The following is a 13,932-nucleotide window of genomic DNA, read 5'->3' as shown; positions in this document are numbered from 1 at the left end:
ATTCGCGATAGCGGCACCGGAAGCCAAAGAGGAGCAGCATGACTACGCATCAGGACAATGACGAGCCAATGGACGATCGACACTTGGATCGGCGATCGCTGATGAAATTCGGCGCCGCGGCTGCGGGCTCAATCGCGCTGGTCAGCTGCGCCAAGGAAAACCCGAACCGGGAAGCGCGTGACGGCAAGGACGAAGGTCCCTACGATGTCGTGGTCGTTGGTGCTGGTTACGCCGGTGTCACCGCCGCCCGCGAACTGGCTGCCCAGGGTTGGCGAGTAGTGGTCCTCGAAGCGCGTCCGCGCATTGGTGGCCGTACCTTCACAAGTAAATTCCTTGGTCGCCAGATCGAATTGGGCGGCTCGTCGGTGCACTGGTTACAGCCGCATGTCTTCGCCGAGATGCAGCGTTACGGCTTCGGCTTCCAGGAAGTGCCGCTGCGCAACCTGGACAAGGCCTATGTGATGACTGCCGATGGCAAGGTGCACGATGTGCCACCGGCACGTTTTGACGCTGGCTACGACGACGCGTTCAAGAAGTTCTGCGAAGGCGCCAGGACCCTTTTCCCGCAACCCTTCTCGCCCTTCGCCAACCCGGAGGTTGCCAAGCTGGACGAGATTTCAGGCGCCGCGAGGATGGCAAAGCTCGACCTTGACCCTATCCAGCGCGCGTCGCTGAACGCGGAGCTGGTGCTCTACGCGGGATCCCCCACAAACACGTTCAGCGCCATGAGCTTCGTGAAGCTGGCCGCACTCGCGGCCTGGGATCCATATACCTTCACAGACTCAGAAAAGCACTGGCACATCGCCAACGGCGGCACTGCCGCACTCGCGAAAGCGATCCTCGACGACAGCAAGGCCGACGTCAGGCTCGGCACCGTAGTCAAGCAGGTGGAGACCACCGCGACAGGCGTCACGCTGCGTACTGCCGATGGACAGACGGTCGAGGCGAAAGCGGTGCTTTTCACGTTGCCGACCCAGGTCTATCCGGACATAGAATTCAAGCCGGGCCTCTCCGCAGAGAAGCGCGCATTCATCAAGAACGGGGACATCTGCGACGGCGCGACGATGTATATGCGCATCAAGCAGAATATCGGCAACACCTTCGCCTTCTGCGACGATCCCAATCCCCTGAACGCCATCCAGACCGAGGAGTCTGACGACACGGTGGGTACGATCCTGAAGGCGACCCTTGGCCGCCAATCCCTCCTCGACATCAACGACCAGGACGCCGTCAACGCCGAACTGCGCAAGATCCATCCGACTGCGGAGATCACCGACATCGCACCCTATAACTGGGTCAAGGACCCGTTTTCCAAGCAGGCGTGGCCTGCCTACCGGGCGGGATGGTTCAAGAAGTATAAGGACATGGCGAAGCCGGAAGGCCGCATGTTCTTCGCAGGTTCCGGGACGGCGGACGGCTGGCACGCCTATATCGACGGCGCTGTCGAAAGTGGTATTCGTGCGTGCCGTGAGGTGACGCAGTTGCTCGAGAAGGGAAACCAACAATGATCAACCGGTTGTTGAGGTACCGCCGTTTGACGGCATGCGCGACGTTGTGCCTCGGCGCGCTCGCTGCATGCTCGAACCCGACGGCCGACGGAAACAAGCAGGACGGAAACACCGCCCCCGCACCAGCCGCCTCGGCGGACTATTCCGCCCTGGCGAGCAATCCTGCGGAGGTCGAGGCCGGGAAGAAGGTTTTCAGCAATTGCGCCGTTTGCCACTCCGCAGAGGCGGGGGCGCCGTCTCCGGCCGGTCCCACCCTCGCCGGGGTGCTTGGCCGCAAGATCGGTGGCGCGGCAGGCTATCCATACTCCCAGGCTTTGGCAAAGGCTGAGGGGGATTGGACGCCCGAGAAGCTTGACACTTTCCTGAAGAACCCGATGGAGGCTTATCCGGGCACCGCCATGGCGTTCGGAGGCCTGGCCAAGGGTTCCGATCGAAAGGCCGTGGTCGCTTATCTGGCGGGCACCGGCTCGAAATAGGGCGAGCCATTCCGCTCCCGTTGGGCCAAGTCCCGACCGGAGCGGATTTGCGCGTCGGACTGCGCGCGACACCGGCGACCCATCTCATCCGACGAAACGGACCAGCACATGCACGACACGCATTTCTACGAACCTCGTGCCGGACATGGCCTGACTCGGGATCCGTTGCGCGCCATCCTTGGCCCCCGGCCGATCGGCTGGATATCGAGCCGATCGGCTGCGGGAGTGGCCAATCTTGCGCCGTACAGCTTCTTCTCGATGCTCTGTGACAAGCCGCCGATCATTGGCTTCTCGAGCATCGGCGAGAAGGACTCATTGGCCAACATCCGCGAAACGGGGGTTTTCGCCTGCAACCTCGTCACGCGGCGCCATGCCGAGGCGATGAACATCAGCTCGCGACCCGCGCCACCGGGCATCGATGAATTTGAAGAGGCGGGCCTTAAGTCGGCCGATTGCACGATCATCGACTGCCCGCGCGTTGCGGAAACTCCGGTGGCTTTGGAGTGCCGCCTGATCGACATCAGGGGGCTGACCGATGCCGCGGGTAGCCGTACCTCGGCCTGGTTGACCCTTGGCGAGATCGTCGGCGTACACATCGATCGCACGCTTCTGCGGGACGGGCTGTTCGACACCGCTTCTGCCGGGATCGTGTTGAGGGCCGGCTATGCCGCCGACTATTTTGAGATCGGCTCGACAGCCGCCTTCACCATGAAGCGCCCTGCGGGTTAGAAGAGATTTTTGGTCCCTGTGCAGGATGGTGACACGTTGACAAAGGCACAACCGGCATTATTATCCGAACGCCTAATAACTACTGTATCCACCAATCATCATCGGGGAGATCTTATGGCTCTCAACTTCAAAGCGGGCTTGACCCTATTATCCGCCCTTTGCCTCGCACCAGTCGGCGCCATGGCGCATGACATGGGCACCACTAATTCGGAGGCGGAAATCACGGAAGGACTCCGCGCGTTCTTCGCTAGTCAGGACAAAGCAAATCGGGATGGTCTGTCGACCACCGAGTTGGTCAAGCGCTTCTATGCTGAAGACGTGATCATCACGGGTGAAGGGGATGCCGTTCCCAGGCGCGGTATCAAAGATGCCGTCACCGCGCTTGACGATTGGTTCGCTTATCTGGGTCCGAATGGAAACAAGGGCTGCGAATTTAGTGTGCAAGACTCGCTTGTGGCATCGGGCGACCTTGCTTCGGTATTCGCCGTGCTGAAATGCAAGCCGACTCCCAAGACCAAAAAGGAAGAGACGATCCGTCAGCTCTTCGTGCTGAAGCGTTCGCCGCTCGGTTGGCGCGTAGTGCGCGAAATGTGGCAGGCTGGTGACTTCGGAAAATAGCTTTATGTTCCCCACCAGTCTTCCTGGTATTGCATAACTTTGCCCCGGCTTGCACCTTCGTGAAGGCGCAAGACCGGGGCTATTCTTATTAAATCAGGCCAGTTCCTGGCAGACCGCATCGGCGAACAAAGTTAGCCAGGAACGTCCATTCGCGCTTCCTTTTCCACGCATGTTACAGGTTCAAGTTTGGCGATTGCATTTATGCAGATGAATAATTATGGTCGCGGCACTTGCGCTCTATTGCCAACGGTCACCGTCAACCATCCGGTGCCATGCGAGACGAAAAGAATTTCGGGAGATTGGGATGACACAAACCATAGTTGACACTGCATCAATAGCCGTCCCTCCTCCCCGTGGAGCCGAGCCCGTTGCGTTGCCGCGCACGCTCAGCACATTCAGGCTAGCCGTATTTGTCATTGCTGCGGTCGCGCCTCTAGCCTGCGTGATCGGTGTTTTGCCGGTTGCGCTTGTGTTCGGCAGCGGGACTGCCCTGCCGCTGGCCTTCGTCATCGCCACGGTGGTTACAGCGCTATTCGCTGTAGGCTATTCGGCGATCAGCCGCGAGGTTTTGGTGGGTGGCGCCTTCTATGCCTATATCGCGCGCGGTCTGGGATCAGTGGTGGGTATGGGCGCGGCGTGCGTGGCCGTGGTTTCCTACACGATGTTTGTGCCTGGCGGCTTCAGTTACCTGGGTTTTATCATGCATACCACGGTGCAGACTTTGCTGGGCTATGACTTGCACTGGGTAACCTATTCCTTGGCAGCTTGGGTCATCGTCGGCTTATTCGGTCTGCGCAAGATTGATTTCAGCGCTCGCGCCGTGCTGATCGTAATCCTTATCGAATTCATTCTCCTGCTGTTCTTCGATGCCGCCCTTGTCGACAAGCTCGGCACAAGCGCATTTCCAATACAGTCATTGGATATCGGTGGCCTCGCCAGTGGTGCGCCGGGCGTCGCGATCCTGCTCGCCTTTACATGCTACTTCGGAATCGAATCCGCGGCACTTTTTTCGGAGGAGGCCAAGTCTCCACAAAAGTCTGTTGCGCGGGCGACCTATCTCGCGATCGGCGCCATTGGTGTCTTCTATTTCGTGACGTCGTGGATCACCGTTGGCGGGGTGGGACCTGATAACATCAAGGGCATACCGGAGTCCGACGTCGGCCTCATCTACTTCAAGCTCAGCGACAAATTCATCAGCGGCGGATTCACCACGATCATGCAGGTCGCGGTCATCACCAGCATGTTCGCTACCGTATTGTCGATGCACAACGTGGCTGCCCGCTACATGTTTGTGCTTGGCCGCCAAGGTTGCCTTCCGCTCGTGCTCGGCCGTGCGCATCCCGTTCATGGTTCACCGACCATGGCCAGTCTGACCGTATCGGGCATCTCGCTCATAGTCATCGTTGGAGCCGCATATCTTGGCCTGCACCCGATGCTGGGACTTGGACTGGTGGCGCTCGGCTTCGCCGCGGCTGGGGTCATGTTCATGCAGGCGCTGACCAGCCTTGCGGTCATCTCCTACTTCCGGGACCATCCGCAACGTAAGCTCTGGCAGCACGTGATCGCACCCGCACTGGCGTTTATCGGCCTGCTGGGCGCGCTATACTTTGCCTTTGAAAACTTCGAGTATCTCAGCGGGAGCAGCAACCCTGTCGTTAATCGGATCCCTATCGGTATTCCGGTGGCGATGGTTGTCGGCATCGGCTTCGCGCTCTGGCTTCGTCGCTATCGGCCATCGCGTTTCGCAGCCATTCTTCAGGACCATCCCTGAAGCGTCCTGGTGTGGAAAGATACGGGCGCGTGGCCCGATAGGCCGATAAATATTCGATTGATGAATTATTCTTGTTGGCCTCGTGGCCTGTGATAAGCTCCCCGCCTGCGGTCCTTTTGCATCGAGGGCATCATCGAACGACCTCACCCTGCGAGCAGGCTGTCATCAGGAGATTAGAGAGTGAAGAGCGGACTTGGTGCACACCCTCGAATTACGTTGGCGATAGCGTGTACCCTCTATGGTCTATCACTCGTTCTGATCGATGTGGCGCCATTTTTTGTGGGCATGTACAACGACACGCTGCGTATCAGCCTAAGCCAGGCGGGCTTTGTTCAAACCATCGACCAGGCCGGCGGCGTCGTGGGAGCCGTACTCGGCTTCATCTTGATGCCACGCGCGCCGTGGCGGTTGCTTATATTGGGCGCTTCCCTGGCGGCAACCGTCGCCAACGCGCTGACCGGCATGGCGGACAGTTACTTACTGCTCTGCTCGGTGCGGTTCGCATCAGGATTGAGCGTGGTGCTTTTGACGACCGTGTGCGCATGCATCATGGCTCGAGCGACCGTTCCGGATCGCGCGTTCGGCGCCGGAATGGCCATCTCCCTGTTGCTGTCGGCCGCCGCAATCTGGCTGCTTGACGCCTTGCGTGAGTATATCGGCTACGGCGCCGCTCTTTCATCGGGCGCGCTCTGGCTGGGTGCCGCGGTGTTTCTATCGCTGCTGCTTCCCGCCGACCTGCGCGGTGGCACGGTTGATCTGGGGAGCCGTGATGGAGAAGGCACCCGGCTTGGCGCCATAGCGTTCGGAAAGATCGCGTTGGTGGGCTTGCTACTGTTCGCCGTGGGGGCAAACGTGGTTTCCGGATTTACGGAACGGGTCGGCCTCGCCAATGGCCTTAATCCGGCCCAGGTCGCGAATGCCGCCGCGTTCAGCTACATCTTGTCGATAGTGGCCGTCCTGATCCCGACTGCTGTCGGCGTGATCGGAGGCCGACTCAAGTGGATCGCCTTTACTACCCTGTTATTCTTCGGCGCGATTTGGGCGCTGTACGAGTCGACGACAACTTTCTCCTACACGATAGCATTCGCAGCATACCTATCCGCCTGGGGTTTGGGCCTGACCTATTATATGTCACTCGTTGCGGACAATGATCCAGATGAAAAGTTCACCCGCATGATCTATATCATCAACGTAGCTGCGCAGGCCATAGGCCCTGCCATCGGTGCGATGTTGGTCGCGAAAGGTTCGCTGAGCATCGTCCTTCTTGCCGCGCCCTTCCCCGCCGCAGCTGCCCTTGTGATAATTGCGGTATATGCAGCCCGAAGGCCCCACGAAGCGGCGCGGGTGCCTGCTGCCTCCTGAACCATGGCTTGCGTCGCCACTTCAGGGTGGCGCGTTTGTAAAGCGATCGGTCGGGTCGGACCGGATGTCAGGATTTGAAGCCCTCATAGCGCTGCGCCAAGGACGATGCGATGTCGGCCTGGCTTAATAGTTGGAGTTGGTAGGATGCACAATCAAACTCCCGGGCCTGGCCATGATGTGCCGTACCCGGCGTCGGGCACGAACGAGCGAGCAAAGCCCTCGTCGCCCCCGCACGCAGGCAAGTCCTTCTGGATTCGGGATTATGGAAATTACACCGCGAATCCGGACCTGGCTGCCGATCTGCGATGCGACATTCTCGTAATAGGCGGCGGCATCGCCGGACTTTCATCGGCCTGGCACTGTGCGAAGGACGGTCTGGGCTCGGTGGTCGTGATCGAAAGCGAAATCATCGGTTTCGGCGCCAGCGGACGAGCCGCTGGCTGGCTCATGCCACAGTTTGGCATGAGCCAGTTGGCCATACACAAGAAATACGGGGTGGAACGATCTGCGGCGGCCTTTGCATATTGTCGTCGCGCGACCGCTTACACTCGCCAGATTATCGAACAAAATGGTCTGGACAGTGATTATCGTGCTCCTGGACTGATGCGTGTCGCTTTTGATGATCGATGGATCGATGATCTCCACGATCTGTACTCCGCTCACCAAAAGGTGGGCGTTGATACGATATCCTGGCTTGATGCCCGTCAGGTGCAGGCTAGTTACAACGGAAATACCCACTTTAAGGCTGCAATCGCAGACACTGATCTAGGTCTGCTGAATCCCTGCAAACAAGTGCGTGAACTAAAGCGCATTGCGGAGGCAGCAGGGGTTACGGTGTATGAAAACACGCCAGCGACTCATCTGGAGCGGACGCCCAGCGGGGTGCGAGTGTCGACGCCGGGGGGAAGAATCTTTGCGAGCAAGGTCGTACTGGCGACCAATGCATTCACGCACCAGCTACAAGGTCCACTCGGCAGGGAACTCGACCGGTATCAAGCTCCGGTATTCGCGCGCGGCGCGGTGACCGAGCGCTTGTCCGACGAGCAATGGGCGTCGATTGGCTGGAAACAGGGCAACGCGATTGAAAGCTCACTCGATCTGTTCCACTATATGGCACCCACTGCGGACAAGCGCATCCAGTTCTACTTCATCTATTATGGCGGCCATCCGACGCGAACCGAGATGGAGCCAACCGTCGATGCCAAGGGGGGCCAGGTGTCGCTTGCTCACTTGAAGGCTATCTTTCCTGCGCTAAAAGATGTCAGGCTGGCACATAACTGGGGTGGACACATGTCGGGGACGCGCGACCTGGTGCCTCACCTCACGAATGTCGGTGACGAGCGCGTGATCTATATCGGCGGGTGCTGGGGCCATGGGCTCGCCATCAGCCATTTACATGGTCAGACTGTCGCAGACATGCTCGCCGGTCGCCGTAGTGATCTAACCGATTTTTGGATCGTCAACCGCAAGCCGCAGAGGTGGCCCGCTTGGCCGCTTGATTATCTCGGGAAGCAAGCGGCTTGGTCACTCATGAAGCGAAAGGTACGCAAGCAGCTTCGTGGTTCCATTTTCGATGATCCGGAGGGCGGTTTTCTAGAATGAAAATCACCGGGCGACCCCCGCGTACGAAGGCAGTCGAAGATCATCACACTGGACGCCCACTTCGCCTACCATCTTGATCCATAGCTGCTCCTCGAAGCTTCGTGGATCGAAATCTCAGTTCGTGGATATTCTCGCAAGATCATTCTTATGTGTCCTGTCAATAATAATGAGTGAAATATTCCATGAAAGGTCAAGTTATAATTGATGAATCTGTTGTTCGAGATATGGAACGACTTCTTACTGGTCAAACAGACGAAGCGTTGAATTACAGATTCGGGATTAGCTACAACACGTGGCGTAAGATTAAAATAGGTAAGCCGGTTAGGAATTCGCTGGCCGATCGACTGCAGTCTCGTCTTGCTCAATTGAATAGGTTTTCCCATACTGATGACGTCTGATTGAAACCTTATCAAGCTTTAGAGTATCTATGATGGTCAAGCGCGAGATTGCTGCCAAAGGCGATCTGCTTTGAGCAGAGCATTGGCCGTGACGACGAGCTTTCGCATGAGTGTAGTGATGGCGACCTTGGCTGGTTTGCCAGCGGCGACCATCTGCTGATATTTGGATTTTAGGTCGGGATTGAAGCGGGCGGCGATGAGCGCCGGCATGAAGAGAGCGCTTCTCGCTTCAGGAACTGACACCGGAGCCTGATATGGCTGTTTCTTAAGAAGGCGACTCAGTTCTTCGCGAGCCAAAGGCCGTGAGGTTTGCCTTTGTGCAAAGCTGGCGGCATCGCTGGCGGGTGGAGTTGATGTGCCGTGTCCTTCAGGGTAGGCATGCGGTGAAGGCCGCGGATCAGGCGGCTTTTCGTTGATCCTCGGCGGCACGCCAATTCCATGGAAGCAGTTCGTGGAGACGGTTCTGGGGGATGTCGGCGATGCGGCTGAGCACATCGGCGAGCCAGGCCTGCGGATCGATGTCGTTGAGCTTTGCCGTGCCAATGAGACTCAACATGAAGGCGGTGCGCTGGCCGCCGCGATCTGAACCAGCGAAGAGCCACGACTTTCTCCCCAGGGCAATGCCCCTCAGCGCCCGTTCCGCCGCGTTGTTCGAGAGGCAGATACGGCCGTCGTCGAGGAACGCGGCGAAGGCGGGCCACGCCTTGAGCATGTAATCCATGGCCTCGGCCACATCGCTGTTCTTCGATAGCTTCGACCGGCTGTCGCGCATCCATTCTTCCAGATCGGCCACCAGCGGGGCGCTGTGCTCCTGCCGCAGAGCCAAACGATCCTGCGCCGATTTGCCGTTGATGGCGCGCTCGATGTCGAAGAGCCGTCCACATATGGAACTGGCATCCGACCGAGCAAGACGTCGCCCAAGCCGCATAGCTGCGGTACTCAGGCCCCGCTTACAGGATGAGTTTCATTGACTGCCTCCACATGACGAATCCGGCGCGTTCTGCGCGCACGTCTCCACGGCTCCCGGCGGCAGGCCGGGAACAGGCCGGTACGGCGATGTGCGGTGCGAGAGAGCCCGTTCAGCAGTCCAGCGTGGTGTCGCGTTCCCACTGCGTGAGATGACGGGTGAAGTCGTTCCATTCACCTGTCTTCAGCTTCAGATAGGCGGGAATGAGCTGGCCGAGCGCGTCCTTGAGTACGGCGCTGCCTTCCAGCGCTCGTAGGGCGTCGAGCAGGTTCAGCGGCAGCTTGTTCTTGGCCGGTAGCGTGCTGCCCTCCGTATACATATTGATGTCGGAGCGCGGTCCCGGGTCGCGGGCGTTGGCCAGTCCGTCGAGGCCCGCCGCCAGCACTGAAGCGGCCATCAGATACGGATTGACTGCACCGTCAGCCAGGCGCAGCTCGAACCGGTCCGGTTCGGGCACGCGGATCATGTGCGTGCGGTTGTTACCCGTCCACGTCACCGAGTTGGGCGCCCAGGTCGCGCCTGAAGTGGTGCGCGGCGCGTTTATACGCTTGTAGCTGTTGACGGTCGGATTGAGGAAGGCCGTGAGTGCATCCGCAGAGTTGATGATGCCACCGATGAAGTGCAGCGCCTCGGCGGTCAGGTCTTGGCCACCAGGGTTGGCAAAGGCGTTGGTGTCGCCCTTCCACATCGAGACGTGCATGTGGCAGCCGTTGCCAGTCAGGTGGGTGAACGGTTTGGGCATGAAGGTCACGCGCAGGCCGTGCTTTTCGGCAATCGACTTGGCCATGTACTTGAAGAAGGCATGGCGATCGGCGGTGAGCAGCGCGTCGTCATATTCCCAGTTCATCTCGAACTGGCCGTTCGCGTCCTCATGGTCGTTCTGGTAAGGTTTCCAGCCGAGCGACAGCATGGCATCGCACAGCTCGGTAACCACATCGTAGCGGCGCATCAGCGCCTGCTGGTCGTAGCAGGGCTTGGCCTGGCAGTCTGCCGTATCGGCGATAGACTGACCGTCGGAAGATAGCAGGAAGAATTCACATTCCACCCCGGTTTTCATCTGCAGGCCAATTTCGGCAGCGCGCGCGATCTGGTTCTTGAGGGCGACGCGCGGGGAGGCCTCTACGGGAGCGCCATTCATCCACAGATCGGCGGCGAGCCAGCCCACTTCGGGTTTCCAGGGGAGCTGGACCAGGCTTTCCGGATCGGGTCTCGCAAATAGGTCCGGGTCGGCCGGACTCATGTCGAGCCAGGTAGCGAAACCGGCGAAACCGGCGCCGTTTTTCTGCATCCCGGCGATGGCAGAGGCAGGAACGAGTTTGGCACGCTGGGCGCCGAACAGGTCGGTGTAGGAAATGAGGAAGTACTTGATTCCCTTTTCCTTGGCGATTTCCGCAAGGCTAATGGTCATGGTCATATTTCTCCAGCAACGGACGACCGGCCGCTTTGCGCTCTGATTGTCCGATAAACCCGTTCCTGCCTGCGAGCACGAGGGTGCCTTCGTTGGAGCCGGCATCTGGGATTGCCGGCTCCGGGACCACCGGCCGGTCAGAAAGTCTGGCCGGGGATCCAGTTCGTTCCGGCCAGTGGCACACCGGCCATGGCAGAAGCCTCTAGCGTGAGGGCCACCAGATCCTCGGGCTCGAGATTGTGCAGGTGGCTCTTGCCGCAAGCGCGGGCGATGGTCTGTGCTTCCAGCGTCAGTACCGAAAGGTAGTTGGCAAGGCGGCGGCCGGCCTGAACCGGGTCGAGGCGCGCGGCAAGTTCAGGGTCCTGCGTCGTTATGCCTGCGGGGTCGCGGCCCTCCTGCCAGTCGTCGTAGGCACCGGCGGTGGAGCCGAGCTTGCGGTATTCCTCTTCGTAGGCAGGGTCGTTGTCACCCAACGCGACCAGCGCGGCGGTGCCGATGGCGACGGCATCCGCACCCAAAGCCAAGGCCTTGGCCACGTCTGCACCGCTACGGATGCCGCCCGAGACGATGAGCTGGACCTTTCGGTGCATGCCCAGATCCTGCAGCGCCTTCACTGCGGGGCGGATCGCGGCAAGGATCGGAATCCCGACATGCTCGATGAATACGTCCTGCGTCGCGGCCGTACCGCCCTGCATTCCGTCGAGGACAACGACGTCGGCTCCCGACTTCACCGCAAGGGCAACGTCATAATAAGGGCGCGTCGCACCCACCTTGACGTAGATTGGTTTTTCCCAGTCGGTAATCTCGCGTAGTTCCTCGATCTTGATCTCAAGATCATCGGGACCGGTCCAGTCGGGATGACGGCAGGCCGAACGCTGGTCGATGCCCTTGGGCAGATTCCGCATCATGGCAACGCGATCGGAGATCTTCTGGCCCAGCAACATACCGCCGCCGCCGGGCTTCGCACCCTGCCCGACGACCACCTCGATCGCATCGGCACGGCGAAGGTCATCAGGGTTCATTCCGTAGCGCGAAGGCAGGTACTGATAGATCAGTGTCTGCGACTGACCACGCTCCTCGGGCGTCATGCCGCCGTCGCCAGTGGTCGTTGAGGTCCCGGCGATGGTCGCGCCACGGCCCAGCGCCTCCTTGGCGGCACCCGACAGGGCGCCGAAGCTCATCCCGGCGATGGTGACAGGGGTCTTGAGATGGATCGGCTTCTTTGCGAAGCGAGTGCCCAGCCACACATCCGTGGCACACTTCTCTCGGTAACCCTCCAGCGGATAGCGCGAGACCGATGCCCCGAGGAACAGCAGATCGTCGAAATGCGGCAGCTTGCGCTTCGTACCTCCGCCACGAATGTCATAGATTCCGGTCGCGGCAGCTCTGCGGATTTCCGCCAGCGTGTGAGGATCGAAAGTTGCCGAGAAGCGCGGCAACGTCTGGGGGATGTTCTCCAGGTCCATCTGTAGGTCCTCAGTAAGCCGACGAGTTGTCGACGTGGAAATTGTAGAGACCGCGGGCGGAGCCATAGCGGCGGAAATCAGCGACGCTGACGGTCTCGTCCAGGCCGGCGGCGTCAAGCAGGCGGCGCAGGTCGGCCTTGTGCTCGTCGCGCAATTCCTTCTCGATGCAGTCGGCGCCGAGGCTCTTGACCGTGCCACGCACATAGAGTCGGGCTTCGTAGATTGAGTCCCCCAGCGCATCGCCGGCGTCGCCCAGGACCACGAGGTTGCCGGATTGAGCCATGAATGCGCTCATCGCGCCGATCGAACCTTTTACGACGATGTCGACGCCCTTCATGGATATGCCGCATCGAGCCGAGGCGTCACCGTCGATCACCAGCAGGCCGCCGTGCGCGGTGGCGCCCGCCGACTGGCTGGCGTCGCCTTTCACGTGAACCTTGCCCGAAAGCATGTTCTCGGCGACTCCAACGCCAACGTTGCCGTCCACCACGACGGTTGCCTGCTTGTTCATGCCGGCGCAGTAGTAACCGGCGTGACCATTGATCTCGACGGTGATGGGTACATCGAGCCCGACGGCAAGCGCGTGCTGGCCTTCGGAATTCTCGACGGTCCAGTGCGTCGCGTTGGTGTCGGCAGGCAGGGCGTGAAGCTGCGCGTTAAGGTCGCGCTTGGTGGTTTCGGCGAGATCGACGACAGGCATCAGTTGCGCTCCCAAGCATAGACACGGGCAGGTTCAGGTTCGAACACGCGGGCGTTCTGGATACCCGGAAGACCCGCCAATGCGCGGTATTCAGAGCCGAACGCGACGTAATCGTCGGTTTCGGCCATGACGGCAGGCTTGCATGAAACTGGATCGCGCAGCACTGCGAAGCCGCTCTCGGTGCCGACCACGAAGGTGAAGAAGCCGTCGAGGTCGTCAAGGCTCGCTTCGAGTGCTTCGGCCAGCGTCGCTCCTTCCTGCAGCTTCCAGCTGAGATAGCCGGCGGCGACTTCACTGTCGTTATCGGTCGAAAAGCGGATGCCCTTGGGCTCCAACATTCGGCGCAGACTTCGGTGGTTGGAAAGCGAGCCATTGTGAACTAGGCACTGGTCGGTGCCGGTCGAGAACGGGTGGGCGCCCGCTGTGGTGACGGCGCTCTCTGTAGCCATGCGGGTGTGGCCAATACCGTGCGTGCCCGACATGCCGGCGAGGCCGAAGCGCTTGGCAACGTCGGCAGGCAGGCCGACTTCCTTGTACAGCTCGATGCGCTCACCTGCGCCGGTAACCGCAAGATCCGGACGCGAGGCGGCGAGCCAGTCGCGAACGCGCTGCTCATCGCGTTCGGGAAGCGTGAGCACCAGATGCGTGTCGCGGATGAAGCCACTGATATCGCCGCCCAGGTCTGCGACGATCGAATCGAGGTCATCACCCCGCACGGTCAGTTTGATGCGCCCATTCTCACCACTGCCGTAGACAGCAAAGCCCGCGCTATCGGGACCGCGGCCGGTCATGACCACGAGCATTTCAGCAAGCAGTTCCCCGAAACGGGGCTCAAGCGTGCTGTTCTTCAAAAACAACCCAACAATTCCACACATGGTCGATTCCCTCGTCAGAGAAGGAAGTCGTACTGGAGTATGGAAAATTGGT

12 protein-coding genes and 1 pseudogene are annotated in these 13,932 nt (G+C 60.0%); 7 read left to right on the top strand and 6 right to left on the bottom strand.

Going from position 1 to position 13,932, the window contains the following annotated elements; genetic code table 11:
* Positions 1–38 precede the first annotated feature (38 nt).
* From ndpB to A7Q26_RS16210, 7 genes are all read left to right on the top strand, one after another.
* The gene (gene ndpB / locus A7Q26_RS16240; protein ID WP_037514113.1) at positions 39–1,508 is read left to right on the top strand and encodes a (S)-6-hydroxynicotine oxidase NdpB; all 1,470 of its coding nucleotides are present in this window, start codon (positions 39–41) and stop codon (positions 1,506–1,508) included.
* On the top strand, positions 1,505–1,984 hold the full coding sequence (locus tag A7Q26_RS16235; protein WP_017181814.1) for a c-type cytochrome: 480 nt from the start codon (positions 1,505–1,507) through the stop codon (positions 1,982–1,984). Before ndpB ends, A7Q26_RS16235 begins: the two co-directional genes overlap by 4 nt.
* Before the next feature lie 165 nt (positions 1,985–2,149).
* Positions 2,150–2,713, top strand: a complete 564-nt coding sequence (locus A7Q26_RS16230; RefSeq protein WP_323132813.1) for a flavin reductase family protein — start codon at positions 2,150–2,152, stop codon at positions 2,711–2,713.
* A gap of 114 nt (positions 2,714–2,827) precedes the next feature.
* Complete coding sequence (locus A7Q26_RS16225) at positions 2,828–3,331, top strand: hypothetical protein (protein ID WP_026002165.1); 504 nt, start codon at positions 2,828–2,830, stop codon at positions 3,329–3,331.
* Between the two features lie 373 nt (positions 3,332–3,704).
* Complete coding sequence (locus tag A7Q26_RS16220; RefSeq protein ID WP_017181817.1) at positions 3,705–5,102, top strand: APC family permease; 1,398 nt, start codon at positions 3,705–3,707, stop codon at positions 5,100–5,102.
* Positions 5,103–5,282: 180 nt separating this feature from the next.
* On the top strand, positions 5,283–6,464 hold the full coding sequence (locus A7Q26_RS16215; protein ID WP_124810770.1) for a hypothetical protein: 1,182 nt from the start codon (positions 5,283–5,285) through the stop codon (positions 6,462–6,464).
* 144 nt (positions 6,465–6,608) lie between these two features.
* Entirely contained in the window at positions 6,609–8,066 is a 1,458-nt protein-coding gene (locus A7Q26_RS16210) for an NAD(P)/FAD-dependent oxidoreductase (RefSeq protein ID WP_051034288.1), read from the top strand.
* A gap of 434 nt (positions 8,067–8,500) precedes the next feature.
* On the opposite strand, the gene A7Q26_RS24745 is transcribed toward A7Q26_RS16210, so the two are convergent.
* From A7Q26_RS24745 to A7Q26_RS16185, 6 genes and pseudogenes are all read right to left on the bottom strand, one after another.
* Positions 8,501–8,674 carry a hypothetical protein gene (locus A7Q26_RS24745; RefSeq protein ID WP_017181820.1) on the bottom strand — a complete coding sequence of 58 codons (174 nt, stop codon included), beginning with the start codon at positions 8,672–8,674 and terminating at the stop codon, positions 8,501–8,503.
* Between the two features lie 187 nt (positions 8,675–8,861).
* Positions 8,862–9,374, bottom strand: a pseudogene (locus A7Q26_RS16205) (IS66 family transposase); the annotation flags it as partial.
* A 169-nt stretch (positions 9,375–9,543) separates the two neighbouring features.
* On the bottom strand, positions 9,544–10,845 hold the full coding sequence (gene glnT, locus A7Q26_RS16200) for a type III glutamate--ammonia ligase (RefSeq protein ID WP_017181653.1): 1,302 nt from the start codon (positions 10,843–10,845) through the stop codon (positions 9,544–9,546).
* A gap of 131 nt (positions 10,846–10,976) precedes the next feature.
* On the bottom strand, positions 10,977–12,305 hold the full coding sequence (locus A7Q26_RS16195) for an FMN-binding glutamate synthase family protein (protein ID WP_017181652.1): 1,329 nt from the start codon (positions 12,303–12,305) through the stop codon (positions 10,977–10,979).
* A 10-nt stretch (positions 12,306–12,315) separates the two neighbouring features.
* The gene (locus tag A7Q26_RS16190) at positions 12,316–13,005 is read right to left on the bottom strand and encodes a protein glxC (RefSeq protein WP_017181651.1); all 690 of its coding nucleotides are present in this window, start codon (positions 13,003–13,005) and stop codon (positions 12,316–12,318) included.
* Positions 13,005–13,880 carry a class II glutamine amidotransferase gene (locus A7Q26_RS16185; protein WP_026002135.1) on the bottom strand — a complete coding sequence of 292 codons (876 nt, stop codon included), beginning with the start codon at positions 13,878–13,880 and terminating at the stop codon, positions 13,005–13,007. The genes A7Q26_RS16190 and A7Q26_RS16185 overlap by 1 nt, the downstream gene beginning before the upstream one ends.
* Positions 13,881–13,932 lie beyond the last annotated feature (52 nt).

The sequence above is a fragment of the Sphingobium sp. TCM1 genome, assembly GCF_001650725.1.
Lineage (GTDB): Bacteria > Pseudomonadota > Alphaproteobacteria > Sphingomonadales > Sphingomonadaceae > Sphingobium.
Note: the sequence above shows the minus strand (reverse complement) of the source record. Positions and strands in the feature narration are given on the sequence as shown.